18 protein-coding genes are annotated in these 17410 nt (G+C 57.2%); 8 read left to right on the top strand and 10 right to left on the bottom strand.

Features of this window, described 5'->3' with window-relative positions:
* Positions 1 to 34 precede the first annotated feature (34 nt).
* Together I9188_RS00685 and I9188_RS00680 are read right to left on the bottom strand one after the other, a co-directional pair.
* On the bottom strand, positions 35 to 364 hold the full coding sequence (locus I9188_RS00685; protein WP_209503458.1) for a sarcosine oxidase subunit delta: 330 nt from the start codon (positions 362 to 364) through the stop codon (positions 35 to 37).
* A 75-nt stretch (positions 365 to 439) separates the two neighbouring features.
* Positions 440 to 1684, bottom strand: coding sequence for a sarcosine oxidase subunit beta family protein (locus I9188_RS00680; protein WP_209503456.1), 1245 nt, complete (start codon positions 1682 to 1684; stop codon positions 440 to 442).
* Between the two features lie 176 nt (positions 1685 to 1860).
* On the opposite strand from I9188_RS00680, the gene ccmI reads away from it, so the two are divergent.
* From ccmI to I9188_RS00665, 3 genes are read left to right on the top strand one after another with little or no spacing between them, the layout of a single operon-like run.
* Positions 1861 to 3081: a c-type cytochrome biogenesis protein CcmI gene (ccmI, locus tag I9188_RS00675; protein ID WP_209503454.1), complete on the top strand. Its 1221-nt coding sequence runs from the start codon at positions 1861 to 1863 to the stop codon at positions 3079 to 3081.
* Positions 3078 to 3542: a Holliday junction resolvase RuvX gene (gene ruvX, locus I9188_RS00670; protein ID WP_209503452.1), complete on the top strand. Its 465-nt coding sequence runs from the start codon at positions 3078 to 3080 to the stop codon at positions 3540 to 3542. Before ccmI ends, ruvX begins: the two co-directional genes overlap by 4 nt.
* Positions 3543 to 3560: 18 nt before the next feature.
* Positions 3561 to 3794: a DUF1289 domain-containing protein gene (locus I9188_RS00665; RefSeq protein WP_209503450.1), complete on the top strand. Its 234-nt coding sequence runs from the start codon at positions 3561 to 3563 to the stop codon at positions 3792 to 3794.
* A 4-nt stretch (positions 3795 to 3798) separates the two neighbouring features.
* Here I9188_RS00665 and I9188_RS00660 read toward each other — a convergent pair whose 3' ends face one another.
* The 5 genes from I9188_RS00660 to dusA all read right to left on the bottom strand — a co-directional run bounded on the left by I9188_RS00660 (position 3799) and on the right by dusA (position 7818).
* Positions 3799 to 4026 carry a hypothetical protein gene (locus I9188_RS00660; protein WP_209503448.1) on the bottom strand — a complete coding sequence of 76 codons (228 nt, stop codon included), beginning with the start codon at positions 4024 to 4026 and terminating at the stop codon, positions 3799 to 3801.
* Between the two features lie 389 nt (positions 4027 to 4415).
* Positions 4416 to 5141: an STAS/SEC14 domain-containing protein gene (locus tag I9188_RS00655; protein WP_245223694.1), complete on the bottom strand. Its 726-nt coding sequence runs from the start codon at positions 5139 to 5141 to the stop codon at positions 4416 to 4418.
* Between the two features lie 39 nt (positions 5142 to 5180).
* Complete coding sequence (locus I9188_RS00650; protein WP_209503444.1) at positions 5181 to 5963, bottom strand: hypothetical protein; 783 nt, start codon at positions 5961 to 5963, stop codon at positions 5181 to 5183.
* Positions 5960 to 6784 (bottom strand): sulfite exporter TauE/SafE family protein, encoded by an 825-nt coding sequence (locus I9188_RS00645; RefSeq protein ID WP_209503442.1) that lies wholly within the window; start codon positions 6782 to 6784, stop codon positions 5960 to 5962. The genes I9188_RS00650 and I9188_RS00645 overlap by 4 nt, the downstream gene beginning before the upstream one ends.
* 17 nt (positions 6785 to 6801) lie before the next feature.
* Complete coding sequence (gene dusA, locus I9188_RS00640) at positions 6802 to 7818, bottom strand: tRNA dihydrouridine(20/20a) synthase DusA (protein ID WP_209503440.1); 1017 nt, start codon at positions 7816 to 7818, stop codon at positions 6802 to 6804.
* A 390-nt stretch (positions 7819 to 8208) separates the two neighbouring features.
* Between dusA and I9188_RS00635 the strand changes: the two genes are divergently transcribed.
* The 5 genes from I9188_RS00635 to I9188_RS00615 all read left to right on the top strand — a co-directional run bounded on the left by I9188_RS00635 (position 8209) and on the right by I9188_RS00615 (position 14267).
* Entirely contained in the window at positions 8209 to 9528 is a 1320-nt protein-coding gene (locus I9188_RS00635; RefSeq protein ID WP_209503438.1) for a glutamine synthetase family protein, read from the top strand.
* Positions 9529 to 9587: 59 nt separating this feature from the next.
* Entirely contained in the window at positions 9588 to 10268 is a 681-nt protein-coding gene (locus I9188_RS00630) for a type 1 glutamine amidotransferase (protein ID WP_209503436.1), read from the top strand.
* Positions 10268 to 11626, top strand: coding sequence for a glutamine synthetase family protein (locus tag I9188_RS00625; RefSeq protein ID WP_209503434.1), 1359 nt, complete (start codon positions 10268 to 10270; stop codon positions 11624 to 11626). The genes I9188_RS00630 and I9188_RS00625 overlap by 1 nt, the downstream gene beginning before the upstream one ends.
* An 8-nt stretch (positions 11627 to 11634) precedes the next feature.
* A complete protein-coding gene (locus I9188_RS00620; RefSeq protein ID WP_209503432.1) occupies positions 11635 to 12939 on the top strand; it encodes an FAD-binding oxidoreductase in 1305 nt (434 codons plus the stop codon).
* A 113-nt stretch (positions 12940 to 13052) separates the two neighbouring features.
* Positions 13053 to 14267, top strand: a complete 1215-nt coding sequence (locus I9188_RS00615; protein ID WP_209503430.1) for an aminotransferase class I/II-fold pyridoxal phosphate-dependent enzyme — start codon at positions 13053 to 13055, stop codon at positions 14265 to 14267.
* 48 nt (positions 14268 to 14315) lie between these two features.
* Here the strand turns inward: I9188_RS00615 and phaR are convergent, their stop codons facing one another.
* From phaR to phaC, 3 genes are all read right to left on the bottom strand, one after another.
* On the bottom strand, positions 14316 to 14867 hold the full coding sequence (gene phaR / locus I9188_RS00610) for a polyhydroxyalkanoate synthesis repressor PhaR (protein WP_209503428.1): 552 nt from the start codon (positions 14865 to 14867) through the stop codon (positions 14316 to 14318).
* Positions 14868 to 15002: 135 nt separating this feature from the next.
* Entirely contained in the window at positions 15003 to 15449 is a 447-nt protein-coding gene (locus tag I9188_RS00605) for a phasin family protein (RefSeq protein ID WP_209503426.1), read from the bottom strand.
* 130 nt (positions 15450 to 15579) lie between these two features.
* Entirely contained in the window at positions 15580 to 17382 is a 1803-nt protein-coding gene (gene phaC, locus I9188_RS00600; RefSeq protein ID WP_209503424.1) for a class I poly(R)-hydroxyalkanoic acid synthase, read from the bottom strand.
* Positions 17383 to 17410 lie beyond the last annotated feature (28 nt).

Raw genomic sequence — 17410 nt, 5'->3', positions numbered from 1 at the left:
CCTCCGGCGGGAGTATTTTTGAAAAGATGAAGCATCAGGAGAACTCTCTCCAGGTCCATCCAGGGCGCTTTGCGGCGATGGCATCTTTGATGTCCTGCGGCGGCTCGGAGGTCTGAGCCGTGTAGGTGCCAAACACTTCTAGCGTGTTTGTGCAGCGCGCCGCGTGAAACCACTTGCCGCAGCCATTGGCATGGCGCCAGCGTTCAAAGTGCACGCCTTTGGGGTTTTCGCGCATGAACAGGTAGTCGTGGAATTCGTCATCGGACGAGCCGGGACCAAAACGCTTCAGATGCGCCTCGCCACCGGCGGCCAGTTCGGTTTCTTCGGCATCAACGCCGCAGTAAGGGCAATTCAGGATCAGCATGTTGTCATCCTTTTGGCGGTTGGTTGGCGCAATGGCCAACCGGAATTCTGTTTCTTGGCAACCTCGGACCCACCTTCAGTGTGCCACCCCGGCGGCCACGCTTTCGTCGATGAAGCGGCCTTCCTTGAAGCGGTCCAGCGAGAAGGCCTCGGTCAACGGCGAATGACCTGTGGCCATCAGTTGCGCCATGCCCCAGCCGGACCCGGGAATCGCCTTGAAACCGCCAGTGCCCCAGCCGCAGTTGATAAAGCACCCGCCCAGCGGAGTTTTCGACAGGATGGGTGAGCGGTCGCCGGTCATGTCTACGATACCGCCCCACTGGCGCAGCATCTTGAGGCGCGAGATCATCGGGAAGGTTTCGACCAAGGCGCGGACGGTTTCCTCGATATGATGGAAGCTGCCACGTTGGGTGAAATTGTTGAACCCGTCGGTCCCACCACCGATCACCATCTCACCCTTGTCAGACTGCGACATGTAGCCGTGCACGGTGTTGGCCATCACGACCACATCCATGCAGGGTTTGATGGGTTCGGATACCAGTGCCTGCAATGCGACGGCCTCCAGCGGGAGACGGAAACCAGCCATCTCGGCCAGTTGACCGGAGTGGCCCGCAACGACGATACCCAGCTTGTCACAATCGATGGCACCCTTGGTGGTGTCTACTCCGACGACACGGCCATCCTGCGATCGGACACCCGTGACCTCGCATTGTTGGATGATATCCATACCCATCGCTGAACAGGCGCGCGCATAGCCCCACGCGACGGCATCGTGACGGGCGGTACCACCGCGTTCCTGCCAGAGCCCGCCCAGAACCGGATAACGGGGGCCGTCCAGATTGATAATAGGCACCAGTTCCTTGACACGTTCGGGCCCGATCCATTCAGTCTTCACACCTTGAAGGGCGTTTGCATGGGCCGTGCGCTGATAGCCGCGAATTTCATGCTGGGTCTGCGCCAGCATGATCACACCACGCGGGCTGAACATGATGTTGTAGTTCAGATCCTGGCTCAGGTCCTCATAAAGGCCGCGTGCTTTCTCGTAGATCGCCGCCGAAGGATCCTGCAGGTAGTTCGAGCGGATGATCGTTGTGTTTCGACCCGTGTTGCCACCACCCAGCCAGCCTTTTTCGATCACCGCGACATTCTGAATGCCGTAGTTCTTGCCAAGGTAATACGCGGTCGCAAGACCATGCCCGCCAGCACCGATGATGATGACGTCATAACGTTTCTTTGGCTCGGGCGAACGCCAGGCGCGTTCCCATCCGGTGTGATAGCGCAGGGCCTCCCGCGCGACAGCAAAGGCTGAGTAGTGTTTCATAAGCGAATCCATCCGGTTCGGTGATTGCGCGCAGGTATGCCGCGCGGTGACAGTTTAACCGCGCCGCGCAACGCCGCAATATCGCACTATTGCGACATGTCGTTCATTCGCGGCCATTTGTCCCTTTTGTCGGACGCCCCACAGGTCTAAGTCAGGGCAGCATCTTCGGAGGGGCCATGACGTTCTGGGTTCTGATTTTTCTTGTCGCGCTTCTGATTGCGGCATTTCTGAGTTTCACATTGCTGCGCAAACGCCGTGGGGATGAACCTGCGGCGGCTTACGATTTGCGGGTGTATCGTGAACAACTGTCTGGTGTTGACCGGGATCTGGCTCGCGGGGTGATTGGTGAGGCAGATGCGGAACGGGTTCGCACCGAAATCTCGCGACGAATTCTTGCCGCTGACGAACAAATGAAAAAGGGTGGCTCGGGTGCCGGGCCATCACGGACCGTCTCGATTGTGACAATTCCGGTTGTCATGCTGATCATCACCGGGGGCGCGATGGCGATGTATCATCGTATCGGCGCCGTCGGGTTGCCCGACATGCCCCTTACTGCGCGGCTGGAACTGGCCGAGGAGGTGCGCGCAAATCGTCCGTCCCAGAGCGCCGCAGAAGAACTGGCAACCCCACCTCAAGCGGCGCAGCTTGACGAAAATTACGCGTCTCTTCTCAAGCAGTTGCGAGAAACCGTTTCGGCCCGCCCGGATGATCTGCAGGGGCAGATGCTTTTGGCGCAGCATGAGACCAATTCAGGAAACTTCAAGGATGGATATAGCGCGCAACAAAGGGTGATCGAACTGTCAGGCGACGCAGCCACAGCCGAGCACTACGCGGATTTTGCCGAGATGATGATCCTGGCTGCGGGTGGATATGTGTCGCCCGAAGCTGAACAGGCTCTTGCCGAAGCTTTGAAACGCGATCCCCATCACGGCCCGGCCCGATACTATTGGGGGCAAATGTTGGTTCAGACCGGACGACCAGACCTTGCCTACCGCATTTGGGTCGAAACGCTGAGGGAAGCCCCGGCAAGCGCGCCGTGGGCGGGTGCGATCCGGGATCAGATTGATGAGTTGGCCTTTCGGGCAGGGGTTTTCAACGCACCGGACCTAAGCGCACCGTCCAGCCCAAGTCGCGAGGACATGGCCGCAGCGGCAGAAATGAGCCCCGAGGAACGGCAGCAGATGATTCAGGGAATGGTGGATCAGTTGTCCGACCGCTTGGCGACGGAAGGCGGCGCGCCCGAAGAATGGGCTCGTTTGATCGCCGCACTGGGTGTTCTGGGTCAGGGCCAACGGGCCATGGATATCCACAATGAGGCGCTGGTGGTGTATGCCGGAAACACCGAGGCCTTGCAGATCATTGATGCCGCAGCCCTGCAAGCAGGGATTGCGAAATGATCCACGACGTTTTCGAAGACTTCGCCAAGGCGCTGCCCCCGATGCATGCGCTGATGGGGCTGGATCTGGGTGAAAAGACCATCGGTGTGGCAGTTTCCGACCGGATGCGGGGCGTGGCCAGCCCTTTGGAAACCGTAAGGCGCAAGAAATTCACACTCGATTCCGCCCGGTTGATCGAAATTGCTGCGGATCGCGAGATTGGCGGCATTCTGTTGGGTCTTCCCAAAAACATGGACGGCACAGAGGGGCCGCGCTGCCAGTCTACACGGGCATTTGCGCGAAACCTGTCCCGTCTGACGGAATTACCTATCGGATTCTGGGATGAACGGCTGAGTACGGTTGCGGCAGAAAAAGCACTGCTTGAGGCGGATACGTCACGAAAACGTCGCGGACAGGTTATTGATCACGTTGCAGCAGGTTATATCTTGCAGGGAGCGCTGGACAGGCTGCGCTTTTTGTAACAGGTCGGAGACCGATCGATGACGAACATGGTTTGGAAGCGCAATGAGGTCGAAAGCCCTTGTGTCCAGATCTGTGTTGTCCATCCGGCCGAGCGTATCTGCACCGGATGTTACCGCACGATTGACGAGATTTCTCGCTGGTCCAGGATGGACAGCAGCGAACGCGCTGAAATCATGAACGACCTGCCTTCTCGTAAACCACGTCTCAGCAAGCGGCGCGGTGGGCGTGCCGCTCGCATGAATGGCTCCTGACTGATCAGCGCAGACGTTTTGATGACATTTCTGCCGGCTGTGTGGCCCTTTTCGGGATAGGTGCGTTCGGCGCGGTGCCCCGCAACTCTTTCTGAAACAAAAGCGCAATCTCGGATTGGCTGGTTTTGGACCGCCGATCTTCATTGCGCGCGTATTCCGATTGCAGCACGTCAGCCGCACGTTTGGTCTTTCTGGTATTAGTGAGTCTTCCTATCAAAGTCTTAATTGGCATTGCGGACGTCCCGTTTCCAGTAACCGTGCCACTGCGGGTCGAGTTCGAGTTCCGAGGGGGTATAGCTCTTGAACATTGAGGTTCAACGTGAGTGGCAACCCGCAGCGACAGGGTGTGGCTAAAGGTATTTCCCGTCACAAGAAGGGGGAAAACACGCGGCGTTTGATCGTTATTGACGCCTTAATCAAGAAAAACTCACAAAAGCGCATAATTTCCTAACGTCACTTTTCGACACGCTTTGCCAAGACTAGGAAAGCTGGGGCTGAAGCTGCGAAAAATCCGCCGTCAGCCGCCGAATCATGCCTGACATCGCACGACCGGATTCGAGGCTGCGTCACGAACCTTGACCGATTGGGTGTTGCCTGCTCAGGCGTTCCGCAGTCAAAGGTTTATCCGGCGGCAAGCCATGCGCTGGCGTTGTCGTACTCTTCGGACGGGAAAAACTGCGTCTGGGTCCCTAACACATGGCTCGCGACCTTCTGTGCCATTCGCTGCCAGCTTTTGTCCCCAACGATCGCGGCTCGGTCCAGTTGTCCGATATGTCGGCTGGCCAACCGAAAATGCGCCGCAAGCGCTGACAGCCCTTGCCAGCCGTCAAACTCCCTGAGGTCTATCAGCAGGCGAAAGCCTGGCCGGTCCTGCAAAAGCGAATCCAGATCACGTTCTGCCTGTTTGTACCTTTCGGGGTCCAGCTTACCCAAAAGGCTGATCTGAACACATGGGCCGCTCAGATCAGTCACGTGGATCGATCCCAGTGACTCACGCATCCAGCGTCGGGCACCCTCAAGCTCGGTCAGATCGAACACCTGAACCGGACAGGGCAGAATGGGGGCAGCCAGACGAACGCTTGTCTGCACCCAGCCCTGATCCGCCACAACAGCGATCCGGTCGAACCCGCGCCAATGGCTTAACCCCAGCTTGGTGTCAGACCAGGCCGCGCCCAGATCGTACCCCTGGAATTCCGGTTGTATTATCGCCAGTAACCTAACCGTGTCATGTTCGGTTAGCGCAGCCTCGATCGCGGGTACCAGAGTATTGGTGTAATCGGCGCTGGTTACTTGCCCCGACAACTCGACTTCTATGAGTGCACCGTCAGAATTCGTATGAACCGTCATCATCGGTCAAAACCTCCAAAGCCAAATAATGACAGGACGTTAGGCGGATTCGATCCATTCTGCTACTCCACCGGCACATTCGGGGCGGAAATAGGCGATCATTCGACCATCTTGCCCCGCCGTCGCCCCTTCGGCCCAAGGTGCAACCCCGTGCAGGCAATGGCGGTGCAGCAGATAGGCCTCTCCCGGCTTTGCAGGCAACTCGATCCTTGGGCAGGTCGCAAACACCTCGCGACGGGCGGATTGGTAGATGTCCGTTATGTCAACGTCGTGCAGGACCTCAGGCGGCATCCCTTCAAGCGCCTGCCTGAACGCGGACCGCAGAATGTGATGACTGCCGTCCCACACCACCATCGGAGACGCGTCTGCGCTGGCCTCGGTCAGTGGAATGCCCAGAATCCAGACATGAGGTTCATCAACCCGGCGGCGGCGATCCGGTCCTGTCGGGCGCAAACCGTCCACATGGGCCGCATCCCTGTGTCGACGGTAACGAGTGGCCGCTTCATTCTCGCCCCGGCGCGGGCGCGGATAACCCGGATAAACAACCGAAACCTGCCCCTTGTGCAGCGGTAAATCTCCAAAGTGCTTGTCGATGAACGCCATGGCCTTTCCGGTCAGAGGCCCGGACTGCCCGACCCTGCCCTTCGTGTCATTGGGCAGTGCGTCGACACCGATGAACCACGTCCCTTCACAATCCAACCATTCCGCATGGGCCGGGTCCGTTGTCGACGCCCGTGCGGCAGGCAAGGCGTGGTTCACCCATTCGGCCAGCACCGAGTCATACGGGAATTTCACCCAGCCCCGGGCCGAAAAATCGCTCATAATCCCACGGCCTTGCGCAGCATATTCAGCGCGACCAGCGTCAGGAACACGGCGAAGACACGTTTCAACGGTTTTGGGTCCATCGCATGGGCCAGCTTTACCCCCCAGGGCGCGGTAACCATTGTCATTGCAACAACGATCCCGAAGGCCACAAGATTAACCGTGCCAATGGTCAACGGGGGTCGATGCTCGGGGGCGATATCCACAAACAAGAACCCAATGACCGACGGTACGGCAATGATCACCCCAAACCCGGCAGCGGTCGCGACCGCGCGGTGGATAGGGGTGTTATAGAGGCTCATCAGCGGCACACCGAAACTGCCACCGCCGATGCCCATCAGAACGGAAAGAAACCCGACCAGTGGGGACAGGACGGCCCGTTTGATACCGCCGGGCATTGCGTCGCCCAACCGCCATTCTGCGCGACCCAACCCAAGATAGGCACCGATCACCATGCCCAGAATTCCGAACAGTGCCTGCAAAGCCTCGGTCCGCAGGGCCGATGCGACCAGCACTCCGACAATTGCGCCGACGACAATACCCGGACCCCAACCGCGCAGGATATCCCAATCCACCGCGCCCTTCTTGTTGTGGGCAAGAACCGACCGCATAGACGTTATGATGATCGTGGCCAGCGACGTCGCCAGACAGAGCTGCATCAATTGCGGACCGCCATAGCCAAGCGTTTGAAACGCATAGAAGAACGCGGGGACCAGCACGATACCGCCGCCCACTCCCAACAGCCCGGCAAGCACACCGGCCAGCGCGCCGATCACAAGCAAAAGGCCCATCATCTGGGCCAGCAACATTGTCTCGGGCATCGTCCCCCCTTTGCCGTCTAAACCTCGGCCATCGGCGCTATGTGGTTCAAGGCCTGTAGCATGACTTCTGGCCCGGCCCCTTCCTGCACGGCCCCTTCGGACAATGCGCGCCGCCATGCCCGCGCACCGGGACTCCCTGCAAAGAGGCCCAGCATATGCCGTGCGATCTGGTGCAAACGCCCGCCATTGGCAAGGTGCATCTCAATATAGGGCACCATTTCTTGAACAACCGTCATCGGATCGCGAACGGTTCCAACGCCAAAAATGCGCTGATCGGCATCTGCCAGGATATCACCGGGCTGATGATAGGCCGCCCGACCGATCATGACACCGTCAAGACCCGCGTCCAGATGTGCTGCTGCTTCGTCCAAGCTGGCGATACCACCATTGATCGATATATGCAGATCCGCAAATGCGGCTTTCATCCGATGTACAAGGTCATAGTCGAGCGGTGGAACATCGCGGTTTTCCTTGGGGCTCAACCCCTGCAACCACGCCTTGCGCGCGTGGATCGTTACTCTTTGACAGCCCGCCGCGCTGATCTGCTCAAGGAACGCGGGCAGAACTTCTTCGGGCTCTTGATCATCCACGCCGATGCGGCATTTGACCGTGACATCCACAGTCACCGCTTCGCGCATTGCTGCGACGCATTCTGCAACCCGCGCCGGATCTTTCATCAGAACCGCCCCGAAAGTACCGGACTGCACCCTGTCTGACGGGCATCCACAGTTCAGATTGATCTCATCATATCCTGCATCAGCACCCAGTCTCGCCGCTTGCGCCAACTCCGCCGGATCGGACCCGCCCAACTGTAAAGCCACGGGATGCTCCTGCGGTGAATGATCCAACAGATGCAGCGCCCCACCCCGAACAAGCGCCGGTGCGGTTACCATCTCGGTATACAGCAAGGTTTCCGAACTAAGCAGCCGATGAAAATACCGACAGTGGCGATCGGTCCAGTCCATCATCGGGGCGATGCTCAGGGCTGCATGGTGTCGAATTTTATCTCTTCCACGTGCAGTCAATTCAACCATCCTCAAGAGTACGAAACCCGCAGCTATCATAGAAAAATCGCCAAAATAAGCCAAATCTTGCGGAAAGTAGAAAGAAGCTGTTCTGCGGGATGAAGCGCCGCACTACGTCTCGATTTCGCGCACACACCCCTTGTGGAATCAAACGTTTCAAGACCCTGCATCCGACGCATTCATTGACCAATATGATCAATGCTTTACCAGTTGTTCCCACGACATCTTTGCCGATGGAAACGCAAGGCGCGAGCCTTGCCAGCAGGGCTTCCTGTGTTATCAGCCGAAAACCAAGCCGAACATACAGATCTGATCCAAAAATCAAAATTTGATCAAATTTGATGACAAATCCGATCCATTGAAGTACATCACGGGGAAACAGAATTGACGGAGCCCCCGATGGACCTGAGCGCCCTGCACAGTTTTCGTGTGACTGCCTGTGACCTGAACGGTCAGATGCGGGGCAAGCGCGTGCCCCCTGAATATGCGGGAAAGCTGGAAAAAGGCGCCGTGCGCATGCCGTTCTCGGCGCTCAATGTCGATCTCTGGGGTGCGGACATTCACGGCAGCCCGCTGGTGTTTGAAACCGGCGATGCGGATGGTGTGTTGCGCCCAACCAACCGGGGTCCTGTGCCTGTCCCCTGGCTTCCGAAAGAAACGGCGCTGGTTCCGATGAGCTTGTATGACGATGCAGGCACTCCGTTTGCGGGTGATCCGCGTCACGCTCTGTCTGCCATTCTTGACCGATATGCCAAACGCGGTTGGTCGGTCGTCGCGGCGACCGAACTGGAATTCACGCTCATCGATGCTTCGGGTGCGCAACCGCAACCTCCGTTGAACCCGATCACCGGACGCCGTTTGTTACATGAGTCCGTTCTGTCGGTCGCTGAAATGGATGCGTTCGAGGATTTCTTTACAGACCTCTACGATGGCTGCGCCGCCATGGACATCCCCGCGCAAACCGCCATCTCGGAAAGTGGCGTTGGCCAGTTCGAGATCAACCTGAATCATCAGGATGCCTTGCGCTGTGCCGACGATACGTGGCTTTTCAAGGCGTTGACACGCGGCCTGGCGCGCAAACACGGGTTTGCCGCAACATTCATGTCAAAACCCTATGCCGATGACGCGGGCAATGGGATGCATGTGCATTTCTCGGTGCTGGACCAACGTGGGCGCAATGTGTTTGACAATGGCGGGCCTGAAGGGACCGACATTCTGCATTCCGCCGTCGCGGGTTGTGTGGCAGCCATGCCAGGCAGCACGTTGATTTTTGCTCCGCATGGCAACTCATACACACGGCTTGTACCGGGCGCGCATGCACCGACCGGGGCCTGCTGGGCCTATGAGAACAGAACAGCCGCAATTCGCATCCCGGGCGGAGCACCGGCAGCGCGGCGCATCGAACACCGCGTTGCAGGTGGAGACATAAACCCTTACCTGATGTTAGCGGCGGTTTTGGGCGCAGCCCTTGTTGGAGTCGAAGACGGCTTGCAGCCCCCTGCCCCAATTACAGGCAATGCCTACGATATCGAAGATCTGCCGCAACTGATGCCGGATTGGGCGGCCGCAATTGACAGGTTTGAGACCGACCCCCTGGTCTCCCGACTTTTTTCGGCTGACCTGATCCAGTACCTGACCATGACCAAGCGACAGGAAGTTGAACGATTTGAGCGCATCACTCCTGAAGATCACTGGCTGAGCTATCTCGAGGCGGTTTGACCCCCCTTGCCGCCTCATTGGGACTCAGCTAGAGTGAATTTGATCAAATTTGGTGACACATGAAAATCGGCATTTTACAAACCGGCCACACACCAGATGCCTTGCATGGCGAATTTGGCGACTATGATGAGCTGTTTCCTGAACTTCTCGGTGGCAACGGATTTGAGTTCCAGACCTTTGCCGTGGTCGACGGCATATTCCCAGGCGGCGCATATGACGCAGATGGCTGGGTCATTACCGGTTCGCGCCACGGCGCGTACGAAGACCTGCCGTGGATCGCCCCACTGGAAGACTTGGTCAGAGAGATTCAGCAAAGCGGAAAGCCACTGATCGGCGTATGCTTTGGACATCAGATCATCGCGCAGGCACTGGGCGGCAAGGTCGAGAAATTCTCGGGCGGATGGGCCGTCGGACGCACTGAATACGAATATGACGGCAACACAGTCTGGCTGAATGCCTGGCATCAGGATCAGGTTGTCGCGCTGCCCGAAGGGGCGCGCGTTTTGGGTCAGAACGCATTTTGCGAAAACGCTATGCTGGCTTATGGAGACACGATCTGGACGGTTCAGGCCCACCCTGAATTCACCAATGGGTTTGTCGCGGGCCTGATGCGCACACGGGGGAAAGGCGTCGTCCCCGAAGACCTGATGCGCGAAGCTGCAAATCGCGAGACCGCCCCGGATGACAACGCCACAATCGCGCGCCATATGGCCGAGTTTTTAAAGAAAGAGAGAGCCTGATGGCTGATTGGACTGATAAACTGCCGGAAGCCGCCAAAGCCTATTTCCACGGACAGCGGCTGGACGAGGTTGAGTGTATCATCTCGGACCTTCCCGGAATTGCACGCGGCAAGGCCGTGCCTGCCACGAAATTTGCCAAGCAAGCCTACTTTCACTTGCCCGACAGCATCTTCTTCCAGACCATCACGGGGGACTGGGGTGAAGCCGCAGGTGACGATGGGTTCATCGAAAAGGACATGATCCTAAAGCCCGACTATTCGACGGCTTCAGCCGCGCCCTGGACCGGGGACTGGACGCTGCAGGTGATCCACGACGCCTATGACCGGGATGGTGATCCGATCCCTTATAGCCCACGCAACGTGTTGAAACGCGTGGTCCAGCTGTATCACAACCGAGGCTGGAAACCGGTTGTTGCGCCAGAGATGGAGTTCTTTCTGGTCGCCCCCAACGTCGATCCCGCACAGGAAATCAAGCCGATGATGGGGCGTTCTGGCCGCCCGGCTGCGGCGCGGCAGGCGTATTCGATGACTGCGGTGGACGAGTTCGGCCCGGTCATCGACGATATCTATGACTTTGCCGAACATCAGGGGTTCGAAATCGATGGCATCACCCAGGAAGGCGGTGCGGGTCAGTTGGAGATCAACCTGCGCCACGGCAACCCGGTCAAACTTGCTGATGAGGTATTCTACTTCAAACGCCTGATCCGCGAGGCGGCATTGCGGCACAATTGTTTTGCAACCTTCATGGCCAAACCGATCGAGGAAGAGCCGGGCTCGGCCATGCATATCCATCACTCGATTATCGACATGGAGACTGGACAGAACATCTTCTCGGGCCCGCAGGGCGGCGAAACGGACGCATTCTATCACTTCATTGCCGGGTTGCAGAACCATCTGCCCGCCGGTCTGGCCGTGATGGCACCCTATGTGAACTCCTATCGTCGCTACGTGAAGGACCACGCCGCACCGATCAATCTGGAATGGGCCCGCGACAACCGCACTACAGGCATTCGCGTTCCTCTGTCCGGACCTGAATCGCGCCGTGTCGAAAACCGCATCGCCGGTATGGATTGCAACCCGTATCTGGGCATCGCCCTGTCGCTGGCGTGCGGCTATCTGGGTCTGGTCGAACAGGAGCGTCCGCGTCGTCAATTCTATGGTGACGCCTATGAAGGCGAAGGGGATATCCCGCAGGTCATGGGCGATGCGCTGGATCTGTTTGACGAAGCCACAGCCCTGCACGAAATCCTTGGCCCCGAGTTTGCCCGTGTCTATGGCATCGTGAAACGGGCCGAGTATGAAGAATTTCTGCAGGTCATCTCTCCGTGGGAACGGGAACATCTGCTGATCAACGTCTGAGACTTTTCGTGAACCTGCTCTATTCCAATGACCGCAAGGGCGAATACCCTGCCAGCTGGTATGCCGCGACGGCAAACCCAACAGAACGCTTTCCTGTTTTGGCCGAAGATATTACGGCGGATGTCTGCGTTGTGGGCGGCGGCTACACAGGCCTGTCCGCAGCATTGCATCTGGCCGAGGCGGGGTTAGATGTCGTTCTGCTTGAAGCCCACCGTGTCGGATTTGGTGCCTCAGGGCGCAATGGTGGCCAACTGGGCAGCGCGCAGCGGATGGATCAGGAAGACCTCGAGCGTCTTGTCGGAGACGCGGATGCCGCAAAGCTGTGGGAGTTGGCCGAAGACGCCAAGGATCTGGTCAAGTCACTGATCGCCAAGCATCAGATCGCGTGCGACTTGCAACCCGGCGTCGCGGTTCTGGGTCTGTCAGCTTCAGAACGAAAAGAGCTGCATAACCATGCAGGCCATCTGTCCGACCGGTATCACTATGATCAGATCAAGCTACTGGATGAAGACGAAGGCCACAAACTGTGCCCCTCACCCGCTTACAAGGGCGGGTATGTGGACATGGGGGCCGCTCATCTGCACCCATTGAACTTTGCGCTGGGGTTGGCGCAGGCTGCGGCCAAAGCGGGTGTTCGCATCTTTGAGGGCACCGAAGTCATCGATATTGACGAAACCCAGCCTGCGCTGATCCGGACCGCCAAGGGGAACGTAAGGGCCGACCATGTTGTGCTGGCCTGCAATGGCTATCTTGGCAATCTCAACCGTACCGTCGCGGCCCGTGTCATGCCTATCAACAACTTCATCGCAGCGACCGAACCCCTTGGCAGCGAGGCTGTGCGGGTCCTGACTCAGGATGTCGCGGTCGCGGATACCAAGTTCGTGGTGAACTATTTCCGCCTCAGCGCCGATGGCCGGCTTCTATTCGGTGGCGGCGAAAGTTATGGCTATCGTTTTCCTGCGGATGTCGCGGCGAAGGTCCGCAAGCCGATGACCGAGATTTTCCCACATCTGCGCGATGTCAAAATCGATTACGCATGGGGTGGAACTCTGGCCATTACCATGCGGCGGATGCCTTATCTGGTACGTGTCGCACCCAATATTCTGTCTGCTTCCGGCTATTCCGGCCATGGTGTAGGCACCGCGACCCACGCCGGGCAACTGATGGCACTGGCCATACAGGGGCAGGCAGAAGGGTTCGATACAATGGCCCGCGTGCCAACCCTGCCTTTCCCCGGCGGTTCCGCCCTACGCAACCCGCTGCTCGTGCTGGCAATGACATGGTTCGCCATGCGAGACCGGCTTGGGATCTGATCCACGTTACTTGTGACAAGTTGGTAAATTTTCGCTGGCACGGCGATTGAGGGCTTGGATTGCCACCTGAATAGCTTTATCTTTACCAAAGATAGAATTCGGGAAATCCAAATATGACGCTTCCACCAAACGTTCATGACGCCGAACCCATCCCAGAAGCAGCAAAAGAAGCCATCGACGCCCTGATGCAGTCGGGCGACTTGTTTCGCTATACCGCCCCGCAAGATGCCCCGGTGGCTTTGCTGGAGGCCGAGTTTGCCGAACTGCTGGGCACAAAATACGCTCTCGCTGTTTCATCCTGCTCTGCTGCGCTGTTCCTGTCGCTCAAGGCACTGGGTCTGCCGCGCGATGCGCGCGTCTTGATCCCCGGCTTCACTTTTGCGGCGGTTCCCTCGTCAGTCATCCACGCGGACTGCATTCCGGTTCTGTGCGAAGTAGGTGAGAATTATCGCATCGACATGGCCGATTTCGAGGCCAAGTTGGATAGTGTTCAGGCGGTGATCATCAGCCACATGCGCGGCCACACATCTGATATGGACGCGATCATGGCGCTGTGTGACGCGCGTGACATCCCGGTGATCGAAGACGCCGCACATTCGCTGGGCACAACCTGGCATGGCAAAAATATCGGCACCATCGGCAAGGTCGGCTGTTTCTCGTTTCAGTCCTACAAGATGATCAATGCGGGCGAAGGCGGTATTCTGATCTCAAACGATGCTGATCTGGTGGCCCGTGCCGTCATCATGTCGGGCGCGTACGAACATAACTGGAAGAAACACAAAGGACCGCACGGTGACAACTCGCCCGAGTTGGAAGAGGCCTTCGTCCGCTGGCAGAACAAGCTGCCGCTTTATAACCTGCGTTTGAACAACCTGAGCGCTGCTGTGATCCGCCCGCAGATCCCGGAACTGGCCCGTCGTGTCCGCGATGGTCTGGCGAACCACGACTATGTTGCCGGGCGCTTGAATACCTCACCCCATATCGACGTGCCCGCGCCACTGCCCCCCGAGCAGCGCGCGCCGGATTCGATTCAGTTCAATCTGGTTGGGTTGCAGGAACACGAGATTCGCGCATTTGCCGCCGCAGCCGAGGCGCGCGGCGTCAAAGTTCAGGTCTTTGGCCTGAGCCAGGACAATGCACGCGCCTTCTGGAACTGGCAATTCCTGCCGGAAACGTTCGAGCTGCCGCAAACACGTGACATGCTGATGAAAGCGTGTGACGTCCGACTGCCCGTACGCCTGACACGCGCAGAGCTGGACGTGATCGCGGATATTCTGCTGGCCGCCGTCGGCGAAGTGACCGGCCCAATGCCGGTCTACGGCACCTGAGACTAAAACTGGCCCACTTAATTGGTGGGCCTTATACTCGGGCTCAATTCAATTTAGCTTTGAAAGCTTCTGTTGTAGTTCAGCTAACTGCTTCTTGATATCGTCAAGATCCTCTTTCGGCTTTGACTTTTCGCTTTCCTTCTCTGGCGAGGACCATCTGCCAGACAACCCACCTGTCATAGCCTTCAAAAATGCCTGCTGCTGTGCTTGCAACGCGTCAAAACCCGGCATCTGAGACATCGGGTTCATGGCATTCATGTTTTCCATCATCTTGCTTTGGCTTTCGCGCAGCATCTCGAACGAGCTTTGCAGGAATTGTGGCATCATGCCTCCGCCCGGCAGCATGTAACTGCGCACCAGGTCGTTAAGAACATTGACAGGCAGCACATTCTCGCCGCGGCTTTCATGTTCGGCAATGATTTGCAGCAGATACTGCCGTGTCAGGTCGTCGCCGGACTTCAGGTCGATAATCTGTACTTCGCGCCCGTCGCGGATGAACCCCGCGATATCTTCGAGCGTCACGTAATCGCTGGTCTCGGTGTTATACAGCCGACGGCTGGCATAGCGCTTGATCAGCAGCGGTTTTTCTTGGTCCGACACCGGGTTCCCTCCCCAAGGATGATGCGTTGCAGCACAGGTTATGCGAGTGCAGCACAAAAAGAAAGGGCAGGTCAATGGACCTGCCCAACGCGATTGCACCTATAGGGAGGGTCGGGTGCGTTTCGCTGACTTTTCTTACTTCGCAGCAGCAGCTTTTTTAGCGGCTGTGGTCACGTCGTTGGTTGCTTTTTTTACAGCGGCGGATGCTTCTTCCGCAGCTTCTTTACCAGCAGCCATCAGCAGTTCGACGGTTTCGGTCTGAACTTTTTTCGCGATTTCTGCGAAAGCGGCCATGTTCTCGGCTGCAACTTCAGCAGACGCGCTTGCGAAATCGGTTGCTGCTTTTGCGTAGTCGGCAGGCTCTGCCTTGGCTTTCGACATCTCGGTCAGTTTAGCCAGCGTGTCTTTGGTCCATTTGCTCGAGATCTCTGCCGATTTCTCAGCTGCTTCCAGAGCAACGCCCGACAGCTTCTCGTTCAGCGAGGCGGTCGATTTGAATGCGCCTTCCATTGCGGTTGTGTCCACAGGGAATGCACCCATCATGTCTTTCATGATCGCGGTAAAGTCTTGGGTCTTAGCCATTGTCTTAATCCTTTTAGCCAGTCCGGGCCCACCCCGGGTTTCATCAGCTTGAGGACAATATGATTGCTGCAACGCAGCATTGCAAGTTTTTTTTGCTGCGCTGCAGAAATAATTAAGTTTCAGAATGAAATCAGGCGTTTGGTTTTGCCACTACATACGTTCCGGGTGCAGCAGCCAGGCTCGGGTGCTTCGAATCGCCCGGTTCACGGGCCGGTACCTGCTTGCCTGAACGTTTCTTCAGCCAAGCATCCCACATGGGCCACCATGACCCTTCATGAAAATCGGCTTCCTTTAACCAGGTGGCGGCGTCTGGTTTCAAATCCGGGTTGGTGTAATGCCCGTACTTTTTCTTGCTGGGCGGGTTCACGATACCCGCAATATGACCCGACTCGGAAACCACGAAAGTTTTTGATCGCGAGCCCATCTTTTGCACACCGCGATAACAATCTTTCCACGCCGCGATGTGATCGGTTTCGCATGTGATGGCCATCAGGGGCACATCAACGTCACCAAGCTTCAGCTTATGCCCCAGCAACTCAAAGCCATCGGTGGCGAATTCGTTGCGCTGACATAACCCACGCAAGTACTCAACCGCCATTTTCGCAGGCAGGTTGGCCCCGTCTCCGTTCCAGTACAGCAAATCAAAGGCCGGGGGCACTTCACCCATCATATAGCTGCGAATGGCCGGGCCATAAATCAGGTCACGTGATCTCAGGAACGACATTGTGCGCGCCATGATCCACGACCGCAGAACACCTTCCTTTTTCACTTCTTCTTCGATTCCGTCGATAAAATCGTTTTGAAGGAAGGGCGTGAACTCTCCCTGATCGGAAAAATCCGTCAATGCGGTGAACAGAGTCGCCGATTTGACCGACTTGTCTCCTCGTTGTTTCAGCAGTGACAGCGTCAGGCTCAGGGTGGTGCCCGCGATGCAATACCCCACAGCGTTGACCTGTTTGACCTTGCAAATCTTCTTGGCCGTCTCGATTGCAGTCAGGAAACCATCCTGAATGTAGTCTTCCATGCCTGTTTCGGCATAGCTTTCGTCCGGATTGACCCAGCTCACAACAAACAGGGTATATCCCTGCTCGGTGATCCATTTGATCATGCTGTTCTGGGCTTTCAGGTCCAGAATATAGAACTTGTTGATCCAGGGCGGGAACAGGACAATCGGAGTCTCATAAACCGTTTCGGTCGCCGGCTTGTACTGAATCAGTTCCATCATCCGGTTGCGAAAAACCACCTCCCCCGGCGTCGTCGCCAGGTTACCGCCGACCTCAAAGGCACTTTCATCTGCCAGTTTGACGACCAGTTCTCCGTTATTGGCCTCAAGATCTGACACAAGGTTTTCCAACCCCTTGATCAGTGACTGGCCCTCGGTTTCGACCGCTTTTTGCAAGGCATCCGGGTTGGTCGCCAGGAAATTTGTCGGCGCCATCATGTCGACGATTTGTTGCGAGAAATACTGCAGCCGCCTTTTGTCCTTGGCATCCAGATCGTCCACGGACGCAACAGCCTGCGCGATCGCTTGCGCATTGGTCTGGTATTGCTGGCGGATCAGACGGAAATAGGGGTTAGTTTCCCAAAGAGGGTTCGAAAATCGCTTGTCTTCTGGCTTGGGTGCTTCGCCTTCCGCGTCAGACGCAGTCAGCGCTTTCTGCGCCTCGGCAAAGTTCAGCACTGACTTACCCCAGAATTCTATCTGCTGTTCCAGTAATTTGGCGGGATTTTGCCAAGCCTCGGCCCAATAGGCACTTGCTGCCCGTGCGAAAAGCTCTTGATTCGGGCCGTCCAGCGCGGGAGTGTGGGGCCGTTTTACAGCCATGACCTCAATCAGGCGCTTCGATAACTTCTCGACCTTATCCATATTTTCTTTAAGGCGTTCAATGTGTTCTTCGGATACGTCTGGCATGTGGTCTTCACTAGTTGTCATTTTAACAATTCCCCCCTAACCTCGCTGC

It is taken from the genome of Ruegeria sp. HKCCSA071 (assembly GCF_017872555.1).
Classification (GTDB): domain Bacteria; phylum Pseudomonadota; class Alphaproteobacteria; order Rhodobacterales; family Rhodobacteraceae; genus Ruegeria.
Note: the sequence above shows the minus strand (reverse complement) of the source record. Positions and strands in the feature narration are given on the sequence as shown.